Raw genomic sequence first — 18,695 nt, 5'->3', positions numbered from 1 at the left:
AATTCCTATTATTTATCAAACTCAACAAGGACTTGGTAAAGCTCGTTGTCGTTACTCGCTTGCCTAAGTCGCTTACAAAAATGTTTATCATTTAGTTTACCAGCGATACTTGCTAAGGTCTCTAAATGTTGTTTATTTTCACCATCTGGTACGATGAGTGCTACAAATATGTCTACACTGCGATCATCATAAGCGTCAAAAGGAATAGCCTGTTGATTTACGAGTAAAATGGCAACAACGTCATTGAGACCTGATAACCGGCCATGGGGAATAGCAATGCCTTTACCTATGCCTGTGCTACCTAATTTTTCGCGATTGAGGAGAGCTTCAAGAATATCGTGCTGATTGGCGTTTGGAATTTTTTGTTGAGCCAGTTCACTGATATATTGGAGTATTCTTTTTTTACTATTAAAAAGGACCGCAGCTTTGCTACAGTCCTCGGAAATTAGTGTGCTAAGTTTCATGATTAGTGTCGAGTTAGCTTCTCTTTATGTTTAATGACTTGCCTATCCAGTTTATCAATTAAGCCGTCTATGGCTGCGTACATGTCTCTATGTTCTGTTGAAGCGAAAAGCTCGCCTCCATTAACATGTAACGTCGCTTCTGCTTTTTGTATGAGTTTCTCGACATCTAAGATTACATGTACATTGTTTATGTGATCAAAATGCCTTTCTAGCTTCGCAAACTTACTTGTTACGTAGTCTCTTAATGAATCGGTAATTTCTACATGGCGACCAGTTAAATTTAGTTGCATAAGCATTTTTCCTTCTTTTGTTACGTCTAAATCAAGCTTTTACGTTGATTAGACGGTGGAATAGCCAAAGACTCTCGGTATTTGGCAATAGTACGTCTTGCCACCTTAATACCTTGATCTGCTAATACATCTGCAATTTTACTATCACTTAAAGGCTTAGCTGAGTTTTCTGCAGCGATTAGCTTTTTGATGAGCGCTCGAATTGCTGTCGAAGAGCATTCACCACCGTTCTCGGTACTAACATGGCTCGAGAAGAAGTATTTCAATTCATAAATGCCGCGAGGCGTGTGCATATATTTTTGCGTTGTTACCCGAGAAATTGTCGACTCGTGCATATCAACCATTTCAGCAACATCATTGAGTACCATAGGTCTCATTGCCTCAGGGCCATGTTCAAAGAATGCCTGTTGTTGTTGAACAATGCAATTAGTAACTTTCATTAAAGTTTCATTTCTGCTTTCTAAGCTTTTAATAAACCATTTGGCTTCTTGTAAATGTGAGCGAATAAACTGACTGTCACTGCTGGATTTTACCGAGCGTGACATCGCTGCATAGTGATCATTCACTCTGATTTTAGGCATCGAATCAGGGTTTAGTTCAACGACCCAGCGACCTTTTATCTTTTTAACAGAGACATCAGGTATCACATAATCAGCCTCTTCTTGCACAATACTGGCAGCTGGCTTGGGGTTTAAACTGTGAATTAACGTCATCACTTCTTTAAGCTCGCCTTCTTTGAGCTTTGTTTTCTTCATGATAGTACGATAATCACGATTTGCTAATAGATCGATGTGCTCATCAATGACCTGTTTAGTTTGCTCGAGCCAAGGAGTATCAGATGCAAACTGATTTAATTGAACAATCAGGCATTCCTGAAGGCTGCGAGCGGCGATACCAACAGGATCAAACAGTTGAATCCGCTTCAATACGGCTTCAATTTCATCGAGCTCAATAAGCTCTTGGTCATTGTCTTTGTTTAAGCTCTCTAGAATATCCTCACAAGAGACGGTTAAAATACCTGAATCATCAACCCCCTCAACAATAGACAGCGCAATAAGTCGGTCTGTCGCACTAAAAGGTGTTAATTCTAATTGCCACATCAAATACTCTTGAAGGCTTTCGGTTGTTTGACCTTGATAGACACTTTCATCTTCAGGCATAGGCCCAGACGAGCTTACAGGCGCAGCGCTGATATATTCATCCCATGTGACATCCATTGCCATCTCATCACTGAGTGTCTCTTTATTGAGTGCCGTGTCTGTGTCTTGCTCATAATCACTGAGCTGCGTTTCTACCTGTTCTTCAGTATTTGATTCCGATTTATCCGTTGTTTGTGCCTGTTCATGGGTTTTATCTAGACCATTTTCAAAAGACTCTTGTTCGTTTTCTTCTACTTCCAATAAAGGATTGCTGTCCAGTGCTTCTTGAATTTCTTGCTGGAGGTCTAATGTGCTCAGTTGCAGCAAGCGGATTGCTTGTTGCAATTGTGGTGTCATTGTTAATTGCTGCCCCATGCGCAGCTGTAGCGATTGCCTCATGTATCTCTAACAATCCTTTTCGTTGTTACGCTTGTTCTTAACTATAGCCTGAATTGTTCGCCTAAGTAGACATCTCGAACGGTTTGATCCGCTAAAACATGTTCAGGGCTACCTGAAGCAATTAATTCGCCATGGGAAACAATATATGCCTTCTCACATACATCTAATGTTTCACGTACATTGTGATCTGTGATCAAAACGCCGATCCCACGGTTTTTTAAATGCTCAATAATTTTCTTTATATCTAACACTGAAATGGGATCAACGCCAGCAAAAGGCTCATCTAATAGAATAAATTTTGGATCAGCGGCTAAAGCGCGAGCAATTTCAACGCGACGACGCTCACCACCAGAGAGTGCCATACCTAAGCTTGAACGAATATGTTGAATGTTAAATTCATCAAGTAATTCATTTAATATTCTTTCGCGTTCAATCTTGTTGAGGTCTTTTCTCGTTTCAAGGATCGCCATTAAATTTTGATAGACGGTTAACTTTCTAAAGATTGAAGATTCTTGTGGTAAATAACCAATACCTAAACGGGCTCTGCTGTGCATTGGCAGTAGCGTAATGTCCTGCTCGTCAATATGAATAGCGCCCTTATCGCTGGGGACTAGGCCGACAATCATATAAAACGTAGTTGTTTTACCGGCACCATTTGGGCCCAGTAAACCAACAATGCTACCTGCTTCAACACTTAGCTCAACATTCTTTACTACTTGCCTGCCTTTGTAACTTTTGGCCAGTGCCGTCGCTTTTAGTGTACTCACTGTGGCTCCTTGGTTCCGTCTTGCTCTTTTTCAACTGGGAGTAAAACAGTTCTTACACGTTTACCTTCTTCATTTGCCTTTTGCGCACTAATTAATTGCTTTTCCATATCATAGAGGATCTCTTGGGCAGAAATCTTCTGACCGGATTGACTAATTTCTGCATTACCTTTGATGGTCAATAATCGATTCGCGACGTCGTAGCGGACCTCATTTGCACTGGCTTTCAATAAACTACCGTCAGTTTGTCGTTCTTGGAAAATTGCCGGAGAGCCTGTTGCTACTAATAATTGTTTGTTTTCGCCGAGGTCTTCTCTGCGGTGCACCTCAAGTCTGTCGGCAAAAATTTTTCTTTGGCCATGAATAATTTCTACGTTTTCTTCAAAAACGCCAATATTAGTTTGTAGTTGCGCTTGTTGTTTTCCCGAACTGATGATGACTTGCTCAGGGTTATTATTAGCGAACACGCTTGGCGAAAGTAGCCCTATGGCACAAGTTAATAGTATGGTTGCACTTAATTTATTGCTTATCATAAATCGTTTCAGTGTGGTTGATTAGTTCAATAACCTCAATATTGAGATCGGCGATTAGCCCTTTACCTGTAATGGTTACATTAGGCCCTGTTATGATCACGGGTTGTTCTGAGCGCATCATCCGGTTCGTAATTTCAAGCCGGAGGTTGTCTGCATCTATGTGCGTGATCATAGCTGCATCATTTAAATTGGTTGCTTTAACATTGCCTTCTAAAATCAAAGTATCATTTTCATACAAAGTCGCTTCATTGGCAGTGAGCTGCCAATTGTGCTGTCCATTATGTAAAACAAAAATGGGTACTTCAAAGTGGCTGAATCCAAGCTCCTGATATAGCTCCATTCTTTGTGCTGTGATCTGATAACTCAATTGCCCGTTTTCGGCAAAGGAGGTTTGTTTCAAATCAATAGCAACATAGTCCGGTTTGGCAATTGTCTCTTCAGGTTGTGCAGGCTGCTCTGTTTGGGTCAAAAATGGATACCATAGCCACAACATAGTTGCACTGAACAATACGAGTAAAATCACCCGTAAATTAGTCATGTACTGCTTCCTTTAGAGAGAAGCTCATTGCCTTGGCTGAGCATAAGTAAGTCTGTTAACTCTCTTACCGCGCCAAATCCACCTGGCATTAAGGTTGTATAATGAGCCAGGTTTTTTACCAGTGGGTGCGCATCTGCTACGGCCACAGCGAAACCGACCTGTTGCATGACAGGGATATCTGGGCCATCATCACCGATATATGCAATTTGCTCATCAGTTAAATTTAAATTATTTTTTAATTCTTCATAAGCTTGGACTTTATCTTCTTGGCCTTGATAAATGTGGTTCACATTTAAGCTAGTCATACGTTGCTTAACAATTTCTGAATGTCGACCTGTAATGACGGCGACTTCAACACCGGTTTCAATTAGTGCTTTTATGCCAAAGCCATCTTTGGTGTTGAATGCTTTCAGCTCTTCCCCTTGATTTCCAAGATAGATCCGACCGTCTGAAAACACACCATCAATATCGCAAATTAGCAGTTTAATTGCCTTGGCTTTGTCATTGACCTGTACTGAGATTTGTTGATAAAGCTCACTAAATTGCATTTTAAATCACTCCTGCGCGCAATAAATCTTGAGTATTGAGTGCCCCAATTGGGTGTTTGTTCTCGTCAATGACAATGAGGCCATTTATCCGTTTCTTTTCCATGATATTAAGCGCTTCAGCTGCTAGCATATCTGAAAATGCTGTAGTACAACAAATAGTCATAACGGAATCAATAGTATCGTTATGTAGATCGACTTTTTGCTCAATAACGCGACGTAAATCACCGTCAGTAAATAAACCGCAAAGTTGCTTGTGTTCATTAATAATAGCTGTCATACCAAGTCCTTTGGCTGACATTTCAAATAATGCATCTTTGATTGAACTACCTGCAGGTGTCACTGGGACATCTGTGCCCTTGTGCATTATATCGTCTAAGGTCAGCAATAACCTTTTGCCCAAGCTGCCGCCTGGGTGGGAAAGGGCAAAATCATCAGCAGTGAACCCTCTAGCTTCGAGTAGGGCAACCGCGAGTGCATCACCCATAACCAGTGTAGCTGTGGTACTGGCTGTTGGCGCTAAACCAAGAGGGCAGGCTTCTTGTGATACTTTAATACAAAGGTGAATATCAGCCTGCTGCGCCATAGTTGAATTGGAATTACCCGTCATACTAATGACTTGTGCGCCAATTCTTTTGATCACTGGAATAATGCCGACTACTTCGCCTGTTTCACCTGAATTAGAGATGAGCAAGACCACATCATCGGCTGTTATCATGCCCAAGTCACCGTGACTCGCTTCACCCGGGTGAACGAAGAAAGAGGGGGTACCTGTACTCGCCAGTGTTGCCGCAACTTTGTTGCCGATATGTCCTGACTTCCCCATCCCAATGACGATGACTCTACCTGTACAATGAAGCATCAGCTCACAAGCTTGGATAAAGTTGTCATCGATATATTGATTGAGTTCAATGATGGCTTTTTGCTCTATGTCCAAAACGCGTTTTGCAGATTCAATGAGAGTGTGGTTTTTCATACTTACACCTAAATAATTGCGTACATGTAACCAACAAATGCAGCCAGTAGTACACCACCTTCCATGCGATTAATTTGTCTTTTTCCTCTGAGGTTTACACTCATTAGGATTAGTGCTGCGGTTGCGCCCAGCATAACGTAAATATCACGCTGTGAAATATTCATATCCAGTTGCGCAGGATTTAATATTCCAGCAATTGATAACACAGCGAGTATGTTGAATATATTGGAGCCGATAATATTGCCAAGCGCTAAATCGTCCTCGTTTTTTAGGACACCAGCGACGCATGCGGCTAGCTCAGGTAAGCTAGTACCGATAGCAATAATTGTTAGGCCGATTAGAAGATCACTCATGCCAAAAAACTTAGCAATATCTACCGCGGAATCGACCAGTAAGTCGGCGCTAACAGGCAGCACAATCATACCGACTACTAGCCAAAAAGCGGCTTTGCCAGTCGGTACATTATTTGGTACTTCATCGCAAGCTTCTGAAACAAGCGGATCATCCTCTTGGTCTTTGTTACTATTTTTGGTGATATAAATCAGACCAAGAATGAAGGTTGCAAAGCCAGCTAATAAAATGAATCCTTCTGTGGCGCTAAAATAGTTATCACTGATGATATACCAAGCACCTAATGAGACAATGATAAGTAACGGCATTTCACGGCGCAAAATGCCTGAACCCACAGCGAGGGGACGCAACAGTGCCGTAATCCCTAAAACAAGTAAAATATTGGCAATATTTGAACCTACAGCATTACCGACGGCGGTATCTGTTTTGTCTGATAAAGCGGCTTGTGCTGCCACCATCATTTCAGGCGCTGATGAACCCATTGCAACAATCGTCAGGCCAACAATTAACGTAGGAACCCCGAGATTTTTTGCCAATGCAGCTGCACCGAAAACAAATCTATCTGCGCTCCAAACAAGTGCAACAAAACCTAAGATAAGAATGACAAAAGATAAAACCATGAAACCTATGCCGAGTAACTAAATTACAGTGTGGTAAATATTATCAAATGCGTTGTCAAATGTATAAATAATCTGGCCTAGTTACGCAATGGACTCCGATTATATTTATCATCACAGATAAAAGTGGATGGAAAATGGCGTTTTGTAATTGCATCTATTACAAAATTTTACCAATTAGCATTTTCCATCTTGGTTGAAAAAAACGTATTATTTACCAATTGGTGAAATCGATATATGGAGAGCGACTTGTCGCAGTCAATCGTTGAAGTCAAGGATGTAACCTTTTCTCGCGGTGAAAGAGTCATATATAAAAATATGAGCTTTTCAGTGCCTAGAGGTAAAATTACAGCAATTATGGGGCCAAGTGGTATTGGTAAAACAACCATGTTGCGTTTGATAGGTGGTCAACTTCGTCCAGACAGTGGTGATATTACATTTATGGGCTCAAGTGTGCCTGCAATGTCCCGTTCTGAGTTATACCAAGCACGTAAGCAAATGAGCATGCTATTTCAAAGTGGTGCTCTTTTTACCGATATGTCTGTTTTTGATAATGTCGCTTTTCCACTACGTGAGCATACCCAGCTAAGTGAAGATTTAATTCGTTTGGTTGTATTAATGAAACTTCAAGCTGTTGGTTTACGCGGCGCAAGAGAGCTAATGCCAGCTGAATTATCAGGTGGTATGGCAAGACGCGCGGCTTTGGCGCGCGCAATCGCATTGGACCCCGAGCTCATTATGTACGATGAGCCATTTGCAGGGCAGGACCCTATTTCAATGGGCGTGTTAGTGAGAATGATTAAGTCGCTGAATGAAGTACTCAGGTTATCCTCTTTAATTGTGACTCATGATGTGACTGAAGTAATGAGCATTGCGGATCATGTGGTGATCATTGCTGAACAGGGGGTGATTGGTAGTGGCTCACCTGAGCAAATGTTAGCTCACAGCTCACCATTGGTGCAGCAGTTTTTACAAGGGTTATCGGATGGACCTGTACCGTTTCATTTTAAAGCAGCGCCTTATGAAGAGGAATTATTGGATGGAGGCGTATAAGCGTGGACTTTTTACAGAAATTAGGGCGTAAAACATTAAACCGCTTCGCGTCAATTGGACGAGCAACACAGATGTTGCTGGGGGCGTTACTGAATGTGCCCAACCTGCGTCAAGGTACGCCGCTATTAATTAAACAACTTTACATGGTAGGCCATCAGTCACTACTTATCATTATGGTATCTGGCTTATTTATTGGCATGGTTTTGGCCTTACAAGGCTATACGGTGCTAGTGGGTTATGGGGCGGAAGATAGCCTTGGACCATTAGTCGCTTTAAGTTTATTGCGAGAACTAGGCCCTGTGGTGACGGCGTTGTTATTTGCAGGGCGTGCGGGGAGTGCGTTAACAGCTGAAATTGGCTTGATGAAAGCGACAGAGCAGTTATCTAGCTTGGAAATGATGGCCGTAGACCCACTAAAGCGTGTTGTTGCACCACGGTTTTGGGCTGGTTTTATCAGTATGCCACTGCTTGCGTTGATCTTCTCAGCTGTAGCAATTCTAGGGGCTCATTTGGTAGGGGTTGATTGGCTCGGTGTTGATTCAGGCAGTTTCTGGTCAATCATGCAGTCTCAGGTTTCTTTACAGCAAGATATCTTGAATGGTCTCATTAAAAGTTTTGTATTTGCGTTAATTGTGACGTGGATAGCATTGTATAAAGGGTATGACTGTGTCCCTACATCAGAGGGGATCAGCAAGGCAACAACGGAAACCGTTGTGCATTCTTCACTGGCTGTTTTGGGTTTTGATTTTGTATTAACAGCAGTGATGTTTTCGAGTTAAGGGTTAGGAAAAATGAATACACGGAAAATAGAAATTTTAGTCGGCTTATTTGTGGCTTTGGGTGTCGCAGCTTTTGTGATGTTGGCGATGAAAGTGGCAAATGCGGGCATTAGCGGTAACGGTGAAACGTATAAACTGGAAGCTAAGTTTGACAATATAGGGTCGCTAAAAACGCGCGCGCCTATCAAGGTAGGAGGTGTTGTTATCGGTCGTGTTGATGGTATCCACATTCATCCACAAGAGTTTGTGCCCGTGGTAAGTATGAGCATTGACAAAACGTATGAATGTCAGTTTTCTGATACAACGTCAGTGTCTATTTTGACCTCAGGTATTTTAGGTGAGCAGTATTTAGGTATTTCACCTGTCATAGCCGCTGAATCAGCTAAGCAAACCTGTTTGGGTAATGAAGTATCAGCGCAAGATGAAGTGGACCTAGATGATTTATTTGGTGTCGAGAGCCTGGCTTTAAAGGACGGCGATACGATTACAGATACTAAATCAGCGCTTGTGTTAGAAGAACTTATCGGTCAATTCCTATTCAATCAAAGTAGTGAGTAAGCAACTATGCTAAAGAGTCATTTCATTGTAACGATTAGTCTTTTTATTCTGGCACTGTTTGCTTCTGCTGTTCATGCAGCACAAGTTGATTTGAAGGACCCGTATAAAATGGTTCAACAGGTTGCCGACAATACCTTTCAACGTGTAGCGAAAGATCAAAATATTATTGTTAAAGATAAAGAGCACCTGCGTGTCATTGTTGAGCAGGAGCTTTTACCTTACATTGATTATAAGTATGCAGCGTATCGAGTATTAGGTAGTTATATTCAAAAAGTTCGGAATATCAAGGATAAGCAAGAGAAAGAACAGGCGGTTAAAAATATTCGCACATTCATTGAAGTCTTTAAATCATACCTTGTGGCGACATATGCCGGTGTGTTTACGCAGTATACCGACCAAAAAGTAGAGTTTGAGGCTGCACGTCCGTTTAAAGATATCAATGTAGCAACTGTAAGAACGAAAATTGTTGAAGCAGGCAAGCCTGATATTAAAATCGATTTTAAAGTGCGCAAGAACAAACAAGGTGAATGGCGTGCATTTGATATGATGGCTGAAGGGATCAGCTTGCTAGATGCCAAGCAAAGTGAATTGCATGGTATTTTACGTCAGCAAGGTATTGAGCATGTGATCACGCTTTTAGAGAAGAAAAGTCAGTTACCAGTTCAATTCAGAGGGGATGATGGAAATGCCTAACCTGCACTTTAATAAGGTTGCGGATGACACGGTGTCAGTGAAAGGAGAATTGACCCGAGACACCCTAATAAATGAATCACTTCTTAATCAATTGTTAGAAAATGCGCAGTCAGTGCTGTATTTTGACCTTTGTGACGTCTCAAGGGTTGACACCGCGGGTTTAGCTTGGTTAATTCACTCTTTAGGCAAATTAAAACGGCAAGGCGTGCGCCTTGAGTTGAAGAATAGACCTGAACAATTACAAAATTTGATGGAATTGGGGCAGGTCACAACCTTATTTGAGTGAGTCCGATGGAAACAAATCAAGTCGAAACTGTTTTACAACAAACTTTGACCTTAGAAGAAGTAAAAGTAAAAGCGAATGGCAGTCACTATGAAGTGATTGCCGTTGGTGAGTGTTTTGATGGACTAAGACGCGTTAAAAGAGAGCAAATGGTTTATGGCCCATTGATGGAAGTGATCAAAGACGGGACAATCCATGCGGTAAGTATTAAAGCATTTACACCTACCGAGTGGCAGCGTGAGCAGAAGTTTATCTTGCCACAATAATTAGGAGCCACAATGGATCAGTTTGTCATCCAAGGTGGCACCACTTTAAACGGTGAAGTCACTATCTCTGGAGCCAAAAATGCGGCTCTTCCAATCTTGTTTGCTGCATTACTTGCTGATGGTAAAAGTACTTTCAGTAATGTGCCACAGTTGCGCGATATTGTTACTACAGAAGCTTTGCTACGCACGTTAGGTGCTGAGGTAACATGGCGCGGCAATTTACTTGAAGTAGATGGCCGCAGTGTTGATAAAGTTTTGGCCCCTTACGAGCTTGTCAAACAAATGCGTGCATCTGTTTTAGCGCTCGGGCCTTTACTTGCACGCTTTGGTAAAGCTCAGGTGTCATTGCCTGGTGGTTGTGCGATTGGTGCTAGACCTGTTGATTTACATATCTCAGGCCTTGAAAAAATGGGCGCTCAAATCAGTGTTGAAAATGGGTATATCAACGCGCAAATACCACAAGGAAAGCGCTTACAGGGCGCGGAAATTTTCATGGAAACGGTGTCTGTTGGTGCAACAGAAAACTTGCTCATGGCCGCGACTTTAGCTGAGGGTACTACGGTATTAGAAAATGCGGCTCGTGAACCTGAGATCATTAATTTAGCGCAGTGTTTATCTGCCATGGGCGCTAACATTCAAGGGGCCGGTTCAAGTCGAATAGAAATACAAGGTGTTGAAAAGCTTGATGGATGTGAGCACAAAATACTGCCTGATCGTATTGAAACGGGTACATTTTTAGTTGCTGCAGCGATGAGTAAAGGTGAAGTATTGTGTCGCAACACAGACCACACAAGTTTAGAGCCAGTGCTTGAGAAGCTTCGTCAGGCCAATGTTGCGGTTGAAGTGAACGATGACAGTATTTTTGTTAGTATGAAAAATCGCGATTTAAAAGCGGTGAATATTAAAACGATGCCTCATCCAGGTTTTCCAACAGACATGCAAGCACAGTTTACTGCGTTAAATGTGGTCGCTAATGGCAGTGCGACAATCACAGAAACGATATTTGAAAATCGTTTTATGCATGTGCCAGAGCTGCAGCGTATGGGGGCAAATATTCGCTTAGAAGGTAACACGGCAATCTGTGATGAAACGACACGTTTATCAGGTGCTCAAGTTATGGCGACCGACTTACGTGCGTCAGCCAGTTTGATTTTAACGGGGATCATCGCAGAGGGTGAAACGATCGTTGACCGGATTTATCATGTGGATAGAGGTTATCAAAAAATAGAGGATAAACTCAGTCGTCTCGGCGCTAATATCCGCAGAAAGCACAATTAAAAAAAGCGAGCTGAGCTCGCTTTTTTTAGACGAAGTTACCTTAATAAATAGGCGTTTCAAGTTCAGCTACTTCCACCATAAAGACTAGCTGCTCACCGTGTCGATTTACTTCAAACTCCAGCACTGTTCCCGGCTCTGTATTACCAATAATTCGGAGAGTTTGCTGTGGGTTAGTAATCGCACTGCCTGCGACTTTAGTGACAATGTCTCCATCTTTCATACCGGCTTGCCAAGCAGGTCCCAACGGATCAAGCTCGCTGATACGTAAGCCCATAATCGGGGTATAGACATCGGTTATGATTTGTCCTTTATTGTCTACGGCACTGCCTTTAAAACCGAGGTAACCCCTAATCACGCGACCGTCTTTGATGATTTTCGTCATGACGTCTTTTGCAAGCCTGTATGGAACTGCGAAAGATATGCCCTCAATATCAATATTATATCGGGTGGTAAACTGGGCGGATGTAATGCCAACTAAGGTACCATTAGAATTAACAAGCGCACCGCCTGAGTTACCTACATTGACCGCGGCATCCGTTTGCAACAGGCTATTGTATTGGCTATCAGTCAACGTTTGCTTGCCTGTTGCGCTGATAATGCCTTGTGTAATGGTTTGCCCAAGATTAAGAGGGTTACCGATCGCAAGTACTACGTCACCGACCTGAGGTGCGAGCTCATTATCCATTGGAATAACGGGTAAATGATTTTCATCTACTTTAATAACAGCGAGGTCTGTAATGGTGTCAAAACCAATTAAGACACCATAATACTGTCTACCATCTGGTAACAAGACTATGATTTGGTCGGCGCTATTTATAACATGGTAATTGGTTAAAATGTATCCGTCAGGGCTCATGATCACACCAGAGCCGAGTTCCTGGATGCGATTTTGACGTTGAAAGCGAGGTACAGAGCTGAAACTTTCGGAAAAAATCGTTACGACAGCAGGGGCTGCTCTACCCACACCTGTGGCAAAGCTCATATGTTGAACTGTATATGGAACGTTTAGGTGTGCCGCTTTCACTCTTAACTCAGGCTTTAGCCAAAGGATCAATAGTGCGACACACAGCCCTATTAATGCAGGAGCGAGAATAAATCTAATAAATTGAAACACGGTTTATTGTTATACATATTTTATTTTGTGATAAAACTATCATGACACAAAACAACACAGCGGCAAGAGCCGCTGTGTAATTCTAATAAGTTTTTTGCATTCTTTATTGAATTAAATAGAAAACCGAATCTCGTCCACGCTTGATCCCTAGCACGATATTACCTTGAATATCATCAATTAAACGCTTCATTTCTCGTACTGTGGTGACACGCTGACGGTTGACTTGCATGATTACATCTCCTTCTTGCAATCCGACACGTGCCGCAGGAGAGCGTTCTTCTATGCTAACCACAACAATGCCTTGATTACCGTTTCGCTCATCGCTTTCGAGCACGGCACCCTTTAAGCTTGGATGGATCCTATCTGCTTGTGCTTGTCGTTCATTTTGACCTTGCAATTTGACATCTAGCGTTCGTCTTTTTCCGTCGCGATAAATACCGACTTCGATTTCACGCCCTTCACCTAGTGTGGCAATTTTGCCGCGAAGCTCTTCGATACTTTCTACTTTATCACCATCAATGCTCACAATGACATCGTTGGCTTTAACTCCAGCCTCAGAAGCTGCAGAGTCTTTGGCGACTTCTTGAATATACACACCTTGTTTGACATCAAAACCTTGTGCTTCTGCGAGACCGGCGTTAAGTGTACGGCCAACAATCCCCAGAGATCCACGTCTGACTTGGCCATACTCAATGATTTGGTCAACGAGGTTTTTCATCATATTTGAAGGAATCGCAAATCCGATCCCGACGTTGCCGCCTGATGCACCAAGAATCGCCGTATTAATGCCGATTAACTCGCCTTTTAGATTAACTAAAGCACCGCCAGAGTTACCTTGGTTAATGGCTGCATCTGTTTGAATAAAGTCTTCGTAACCTTCGATATTTAAACCGCTTCGTCCAAGAGCACTGACAATACCAGAGGTGACTGTATGGCTTAAACCAAACGGGTTACCAATGGCGACGGAGAAATCACCAACCCGCAATTTATCTGAATCGGCAAGCTTTACCTCTGTGAGGTCTTCGCTATCTATTTGTAATAACGCGATATCAGATTCTTTATCAGCACCGATGAGCTGGGCTTTGAATTCTCGACCATCTTTGAGGGTGACGATAATATTGTCTGCTTCATCAATCACGTGATTATTGGTGACAACATAACCTTCATCTGCGTCAATAATGACACCTGAACCTAGCCCACTGAAAGGGCGCTTTTGTGTGCGTGGAGGTGGGTTTCCGAAGAAAAAATCAAATGGGTCAACACGTCGCCTCACCTCTTTGGCACCAGAAACTTGAATGCTGACAACACCAGGGGTTACACGTTCCAACATTGGTGCCAATGTCGGTAGTTGTTGACCGTCAACCGCAACAGGGAGCCTCGCTTCAGCACTATGTGGTGCTAAAAGTAAGCTAGAAGAAAAAAGCGCTGCGGATAATAAAGTTAATTTTAATTTCATAGTCTGGAAATTCTCCTAAATAACAGCGTTAAACATATCACCTGGGCTCACCGATAATGAGCAATTGACCGAGATAATATGAGTCAGTTTTTAGAGCGGGTAGCACCCGCTCTGTTATTTGGTGGTTATTTCTAAAGACTATGTGGTTAAAAAAAAGTTCATCAAGAAGTTTTTAATTGCTCGCTTTTTGCGCGATCGTCGTTGAATAATCCACTTTCACCTTCTGCATAGTCCGCTGGAGGGGCATTGTGGGTAGACTCTGAGTTTCGTCTTTTTTCTGGCCTTGCACGCAATGAGGCTTGAAGTTGCTCGGTGGTTTCTTTTGAGAAAAAAGGTTGATTAGGTTGGCTTCGCTTTTCTTCAAGTAAAAGTTGATTCGTGTCTTCTACATGCTGAAGTAGTTGGCTATAGTTGTCTTGCATTTTACCCACTAGCTTTTTGGTGTTGGCTAGGTGATCTGCAACGTCTTGTCTATATTGCTCTAAATTTTGCTCAGCTTGTTGTGCCTGTTGTTCCAATTCTTCATGTTTGAACTGCTTTTTGGTAAAGAGTGAACCTAAGAAAAATGCACTGATCGCTACGATGATCAATAAGCCCAACCATGCAATTGTTGTCATACATACTCCTGTGTAAGGTGAGTGCCACCTATTACTTTTACTAAAATTCTATCTATCGATAGGTTAAATATACGCTGAGAATGGATGCGTGTTAATATATTGGACAAAGAAAACTGCTCAGTTTAATAAAAAATATGATGACGCCTTGGGAAAAGTATCAAGAAGACCTTAAAAGAGATGACTTTCAATACGACAGTGCACAGGAGAATGCGGTCAAGCATTTACAGCGTTTATACGATGATTTAGTTGCTCAGCCTCCTGAGCCACAGGGGTTTTTCGCCAAGCTGTTTGGTAAAAAACAGCGTGAGCCGGTAAAAGGTCTATATTTTTGGGGCGGGGTAGGCCGTGGAAAAACCTATTTGGTAGATACTTTTTACGAGGCGTTACCCAGTGATAGAAAAATGCGGGTGCATTTTCACCGTTTTATGCATCGTGTACATGATGAACTAAAAAAGCTGAATGAAGTGAAAAACCCATTGAATGTGGTTGCAGACATTTTTAAAGCTGAAACAGATATCATCTGTTTTGATGAATTTTTTGTTCAAGATATTACTGACGCTATGTTACTCGGTGGCTTGATGGAAGCGCTTTTTGAACGTGGCATCGTTTTAGTTGCGACATCGAACATCGTGCCAGATGAGCTCTATCGTAATGGATTACAGCGTGCACGCTTCCTGCCCGCCATTGCGCTTGTTAAAGCGAACACTGAAATCGTTAATGTGGACTCTGGGATCGACTACCGACTGCGTACGTTAGAATCGGCAGAAATATTTCATAGCCCGCTTGATGCGCAAGCGGATGAAAATTTGTTTGAATATTTTGATAAATTATCGCCAGAGCCAGGCAAACTGGATACGGAAATAGAAATTGAAGGGCGAATGATTAAAACGCGCAAGGTATCAGATTGTATTGCGATGTTTGATTTTACTCAGTTATGTGAAACAGCGCGCTCACAAGTTGATTATATGGAGATTAGCCGATTATACAACACGGTTATTCTTTCGAATGTAAAGCAAATGGGGCAGTCTAATGATGATGCTGCTCGACGTTTTATCGCATTAGTTGATGAGTTTTATGAGCGCAATGTGACATTGATCATTTCGTGTGAAGCACCTATCGATGATATCTATACAGAAGGCACGTTAAACTTCGAATTTAGGCGCTGTATCAGTCGTTTACAAGAAATGCAATCACTTGAGTACTTATCTCGAGAGCACCTAGCTTAATTAAATAAGAATTCTGGCGGAAAAATCGGCCATATGCTGGTTTTTCCCAACTACCCTTGCTATAATCCGCGGCCTGCCACGTTGCGTTCTATAGCCCTCGTCGGCTTAGCCACCGACTTGAGCGGCAAAAAAGTCTTAAACTCGAAGGGGTTGAAGCACCATTAGTAGAGCGGTAGTCCTCTGACTACCTGTGGTTTTAACTGAAAACTTTGGATTTTATAAATGAAAACGTTTGTTGCTAAACCAGAAACTGTAAAACGTGACTGGTACGTAGTTGACGCTGAAGGTAAAACTTTAGGTCGTATTGCTACTGAAATCGCTACTCGCCTACGCGGTAAGCACAAGGCTGAGTACACTCCACATGTTGACACTGGTGATTACATCATCGTTATCAACGCTGAAAAAGTTACTGTAACTGGTAACAAAGCTCAGCAGAAAATGTACTACGCTCACTCTGGTTACCCAGGTGGTCTTAAGTCTGTTAACTTCGAAAAACTTCAAGCTAAAAAGCCTGAAATGATCATCGAAAAAGCAGTTAAAGGCATGTTACCTCGCGGTCCTCTAGGTCGTGAAATGTTCCGTAAACTTAAAGTTTACGCTGGTAACGAGCACAACCATGCGGCACAACAGCCTCAGGTTCTAGACATTTAAGGAGCACTATCATGGCAAATCAATACTACGGTACAGGTCGTCGTAAAAGTTCAAGTGCTCGCGTATTCTTACGCCCAGGCACTGGCAACATCGTAATTAACCAACGTTCTATCGAAGAATACTTCGGTCGTGAAACTTCTCGCATGGTTGTTCGTCAGCCACTAGAGCTAGTTGAGCTAACTGAGAAGTTTGACCTTTACATCACTGTTGCAGGTGGTGGTATGACTGGTCAAGCTGGCGCAATCCGCCACGGTATCACTCGTGCACTAATGGAGTTTGACGAGTCACTACGTCCTACTCTACGTAAAGCTGGCTTTGTTACTCGTGACGCTCGTCGCGTTGAACGTAAGAAAGTTGGTCTTAAGAAAGCACGTAAGAAGACACAGTTCTCAAAACGTTAATTTATTACGTTTCAGAATTTTCAAAAACCCAGCCTTGTGCTGGGTTTTTTGTTTCTTTTTTGTACATTTAAATGGTACAGTTGTGGTGGGTCTGTCACTTAGTTGGTGGTATTCAACAGTTTAAAATCAATAGTCATTGGCCATTCCGTTCTGAGGTTCTTTAACCTGGTTTGAACTTGCGATTACGCCTGTTCCGGTGTTGCACCACTTTTGCAATAGGCGTGTCTTGTGACAGGTACTTTTTAAATTTAGAAATTCAAAAGGACTGATTATGAAATACCTTATTTGTATTTTCATTTTAATATTTACATTCACTGCTCAAGCAGAGGTGACCTGTAGAGGGAAAATAATTAAGCTAGTAAAGTGGACTGACAAAAATCAAGCTGCAATTTATTTAGACAATACAAATACTCGTTGGATTTTATTACCCGACGATCAAACTTCGCTATCAATGGCGCTAACTGCATATGCAGCAGGCAAAGAAGTCGCTTTATATTGGCGAGACCGAGATGTTACAAGCTGTTCAGCTGGATGGGAACATTACCGCAAATTAAATGGCTACTTCCTCATTCAATAACTATCTTAATAAGAATAAAGAAAGCGGTTCTCGCCGCTTTTTAAACTTTCTAAAGTGGCCTCCTCTACTGTTCTAAACTTTCAAAAAACTAAATACAATCTCGGGTTGACCAATTTATCGCCACACCTTTGCTACACTTGCTGGTTTATGTAAAGCTTGCTTTGTTACTCGTGACGCTCGTCGCATTGAACGTAAGTAGGCACAGTTCTCAAAAACATTGCAGAACTTTCCAAAAACCAGCCTTGTACTGGTTGTTTGTTTCTTTTTTAGTTCTCAATTTGTTTTTAATATTTAAGGGGGAGGGAGTTATAGAGTAAAATGGCTATAGTTTAAAATATTGATTTATTTGGAGAATTATGAAGTTTCAACTTGTTGCTATTGTTTTTTCACTACTACCATTTTTTACTTATGCAGATGCATAGTGTCAGGGAACAATCTCGGAGCTAATATCATGGCACGATGAGCATGCGTCGCAAAATAACAAAAATCTATCGTTCATTTTGAAAATGTCTCAAGGACAAACAAAGTGGATCCAACTGCCTGCAGGCCATGATATGACAGCGATGGTTTTATCTGCCCATGCTATGGGAAAAGTTGTGAGAGTGTATTTGAGTAATGTACCAAGCTGCACGACTGGGTATGATAATTACCATATGCTCAAAGGTTGGCTTCAAGTCCTGCCATAAACACTGTTTATGTATTCTTAGCAGTGCATACGCGCTGCTATAAACTAATGTAAAAACACTTATTAAATCTTCATAAATTTATATATTCCTTACTTTTCGTCAAATCGCAAAAAAATCCGTGTGAATAATTAATGAGCATTTCTCTGCTACACTTGCAGGGCAAGTAAATTATTCGCGATATCGTCTGATTAAATTTTCACTCATCTGGACAGAGGTTGATCTTGGTCAGGAAATCATTGCGAAAGACGTCATATCATAACCTGTCGTTTCTAGTATTGGCTGTTTATTGAAGCGCTTAGCACTTTATATGGTCATCATTAGAATAGTAATAACCGTGCTTTTTACATGGTTTTTACTAATGATCGCGTCTATTTTGAAATATCTTAAAATTAACCTGCTGTAACTGATGTTCTCAATATAGCAAGTGTTGAGGATCATAGT

24 protein-coding genes are annotated in these 18,695 nt (G+C 41.8%); 12 read left to right on the top strand and 12 right to left on the bottom strand.

Annotated elements, in window-relative coordinates; genetic code table 11:
* Positions 1-8: 8 nt before the first annotated feature.
* The 9 genes from ptsN to S4054249_RS19030 are packed head-to-tail and all read right to left on the bottom strand — an operon-like array spanning position 9 to position 6,619.
* Entirely contained in the window at positions 9-464 is a 456-nt protein-coding gene (gene ptsN / locus S4054249_RS19070; protein ID WP_046355793.1) for a PTS IIA-like nitrogen regulatory protein PtsN, read from the bottom strand.
* A 2-nt stretch (positions 465-466) separates the two neighbouring features.
* Positions 467-754, bottom strand: coding sequence for a ribosome hibernation promoting factor (hpf, locus tag S4054249_RS19065; protein ID WP_046355792.1), 288 nt, complete (start codon positions 752-754; stop codon positions 467-469).
* A gap of 26 nt (positions 755-780) precedes the next feature.
* Positions 781-2,292 (bottom strand): RNA polymerase factor sigma-54, encoded by a 1,512-nt coding sequence (locus tag S4054249_RS19060; protein WP_046355791.1) that lies wholly within the window; start codon positions 2,290-2,292, stop codon positions 781-783.
* A gap of 41 nt (positions 2,293-2,333) precedes the next feature.
* Positions 2,334-3,059 carry an LPS export ABC transporter ATP-binding protein gene (gene lptB / locus S4054249_RS19055; protein WP_046355790.1) on the bottom strand — a complete coding sequence of 242 codons (726 nt, stop codon included), beginning with the start codon at positions 3,057-3,059 and terminating at the stop codon, positions 2,334-2,336.
* Positions 3,056-3,589, bottom strand: a complete 534-nt coding sequence (lptA, locus tag S4054249_RS19050; RefSeq protein ID WP_046355789.1) for a lipopolysaccharide transport periplasmic protein LptA — start codon at positions 3,587-3,589, stop codon at positions 3,056-3,058. The genes lptB and lptA overlap by 4 nt, the downstream gene beginning before the upstream one ends.
* Positions 3,576-4,127, bottom strand: coding sequence for an LPS export ABC transporter periplasmic protein LptC (gene lptC, locus S4054249_RS19045; protein WP_046355788.1), 552 nt, complete (start codon positions 4,125-4,127; stop codon positions 3,576-3,578). The genes lptA and lptC overlap by 14 nt, the downstream gene beginning before the upstream one ends.
* Positions 4,124-4,675: a 3-deoxy-manno-octulosonate-8-phosphatase KdsC gene (gene kdsC / locus S4054249_RS19040; protein ID WP_046355787.1), complete on the bottom strand. Its 552-nt coding sequence runs from the start codon at positions 4,673-4,675 to the stop codon at positions 4,124-4,126. Before kdsC ends, lptC begins: the two co-directional genes overlap by 4 nt.
* A gap of 1 nt (position 4,676) precedes the next feature.
* Positions 4,677-5,648 carry a KpsF/GutQ family sugar-phosphate isomerase gene (locus S4054249_RS19035; RefSeq protein ID WP_046355786.1) on the bottom strand — a complete coding sequence of 324 codons (972 nt, stop codon included), beginning with the start codon at positions 5,646-5,648 and terminating at the stop codon, positions 4,677-4,679.
* Positions 5,649-5,656: 8 nt separating this feature from the next.
* On the bottom strand, positions 5,657-6,619 hold the full coding sequence (locus S4054249_RS19030) for a calcium/sodium antiporter (protein WP_046355785.1): 963 nt from the start codon (positions 6,617-6,619) through the stop codon (positions 5,657-5,659).
* Between the two features lie 234 nt (positions 6,620-6,853).
* Between S4054249_RS19030 and S4054249_RS19025 the strand changes: the two genes are divergently transcribed.
* From S4054249_RS19025 to murA, 7 genes are read left to right on the top strand one after another with little or no spacing between them, the layout of a single operon-like run.
* Entirely contained in the window at positions 6,854-7,669 is an 816-nt protein-coding gene (locus S4054249_RS19025) for an ATP-binding cassette domain-containing protein (RefSeq protein ID WP_046355784.1), read from the top strand.
* A 2-nt stretch (positions 7,670-7,671) separates the two neighbouring features.
* On the top strand, positions 7,672-8,448 hold the full coding sequence (gene mlaE, locus S4054249_RS19020) for a lipid asymmetry maintenance ABC transporter permease subunit MlaE (RefSeq protein ID WP_046355783.1): 777 nt from the start codon (positions 7,672-7,674) through the stop codon (positions 8,446-8,448).
* Between the two features lie 12 nt (positions 8,449-8,460).
* Entirely contained in the window at positions 8,461-9,006 is a 546-nt protein-coding gene (gene mlaD / locus S4054249_RS19015) for an outer membrane lipid asymmetry maintenance protein MlaD (RefSeq protein WP_046355782.1), read from the top strand.
* Between the two features lie 6 nt (positions 9,007-9,012).
* Positions 9,013-9,699 carry an MlaC/ttg2D family ABC transporter substrate-binding protein gene (locus tag S4054249_RS19010; protein ID WP_046355781.1) on the top strand — a complete coding sequence of 229 codons (687 nt, stop codon included), beginning with the start codon at positions 9,013-9,015 and terminating at the stop codon, positions 9,697-9,699.
* The gene (locus S4054249_RS19005; protein ID WP_046355871.1) at positions 9,692-9,985 is read left to right on the top strand and encodes an STAS domain-containing protein; all 294 of its coding nucleotides are present in this window, start codon (positions 9,692-9,694) and stop codon (positions 9,983-9,985) included. The genes S4054249_RS19010 and S4054249_RS19005 overlap by 8 nt, the downstream gene beginning before the upstream one ends.
* Before the next feature lie 5 nt (positions 9,986-9,990).
* Positions 9,991-10,248 (top strand): BolA family protein, encoded by a 258-nt coding sequence (locus S4054249_RS19000; RefSeq protein ID WP_046355780.1) that lies wholly within the window; start codon positions 9,991-9,993, stop codon positions 10,246-10,248.
* A gap of 12 nt (positions 10,249-10,260) precedes the next feature.
* Positions 10,261-11,526, top strand: a complete 1,266-nt coding sequence (murA, locus tag S4054249_RS18995) for a UDP-N-acetylglucosamine 1-carboxyvinyltransferase (RefSeq protein ID WP_046355779.1) — start codon at positions 10,261-10,263, stop codon at positions 11,524-11,526.
* 40 nt (positions 11,527-11,566) lie between these two features.
* Here the strand turns inward: murA and S4054249_RS18990 are convergent, their stop codons facing one another.
* From S4054249_RS18990 to S4054249_RS18980, 3 genes are all read right to left on the bottom strand, one after another.
* A complete protein-coding gene (locus tag S4054249_RS18990) occupies positions 11,567-12,640 on the bottom strand; it encodes a trypsin-like peptidase domain-containing protein (protein WP_046355778.1) in 1,074 nt (357 codons plus the stop codon).
* A gap of 103 nt (positions 12,641-12,743) precedes the next feature.
* Complete coding sequence (locus tag S4054249_RS18985; RefSeq protein WP_046355777.1) at positions 12,744-14,096, bottom strand: DegQ family serine endoprotease; 1,353 nt, start codon at positions 14,094-14,096, stop codon at positions 12,744-12,746.
* A gap of 161 nt (positions 14,097-14,257) precedes the next feature.
* Positions 14,258-14,713, bottom strand: a complete 456-nt coding sequence (locus tag S4054249_RS18980) for a YhcB family protein (protein WP_046355776.1) — start codon at positions 14,711-14,713, stop codon at positions 14,258-14,260.
* A 137-nt stretch (positions 14,714-14,850) separates the two neighbouring features.
* Here S4054249_RS18980 and zapE point away from each other — a divergent pair, with 137 nt between their 5' ends.
* The 5 genes from zapE (at position 14,851) to S4054249_RS18955 (ending at position 18,254) form a co-directional block, all read left to right on the top strand.
* Positions 14,851-15,939 carry a cell division protein ZapE gene (gene zapE, locus S4054249_RS18975; RefSeq protein ID WP_046355870.1) on the top strand — a complete coding sequence of 363 codons (1,089 nt, stop codon included), beginning with the start codon at positions 14,851-14,853 and terminating at the stop codon, positions 15,937-15,939.
* 222 nt (positions 15,940-16,161) lie between these two features.
* Positions 16,162-16,590, top strand: coding sequence for a 50S ribosomal protein L13 (gene rplM / locus S4054249_RS18970; RefSeq protein ID WP_046355775.1), 429 nt, complete (start codon positions 16,162-16,164; stop codon positions 16,588-16,590).
* 8 nt (positions 16,591-16,598) lie between these two features.
* Positions 16,599-16,991 carry a 30S ribosomal protein S9 gene (gene rpsI, locus S4054249_RS18965; protein ID WP_145925054.1) on the top strand — a complete coding sequence of 131 codons (393 nt, stop codon included), beginning with the start codon at positions 16,599-16,601 and terminating at the stop codon, positions 16,989-16,991.
* A 271-nt stretch (positions 16,992-17,262) separates the two neighbouring features.
* Positions 17,263-17,568 (top strand): hypothetical protein, encoded by a 306-nt coding sequence (locus S4054249_RS18960; RefSeq protein ID WP_046355774.1) that lies wholly within the window; start codon positions 17,263-17,265, stop codon positions 17,566-17,568.
* 506 nt (positions 17,569-18,074) lie between these two features.
* Positions 18,075-18,254 (top strand): hypothetical protein, encoded by a 180-nt coding sequence (locus tag S4054249_RS18955; RefSeq protein WP_046355773.1) that lies wholly within the window; start codon positions 18,075-18,077, stop codon positions 18,252-18,254.
* Positions 18,255-18,695 lie beyond the last annotated feature (441 nt).

Source organism: Pseudoalteromonas luteoviolacea (assembly GCF_001750165.1).
GTDB classification, from domain to species: Bacteria; Pseudomonadota; Gammaproteobacteria; order Enterobacterales; family Alteromonadaceae; genus Pseudoalteromonas; species Pseudoalteromonas luteoviolacea_G.
Note: the sequence above shows the minus strand (reverse complement) of the source record. Positions and strands in the feature narration are given on the sequence as shown.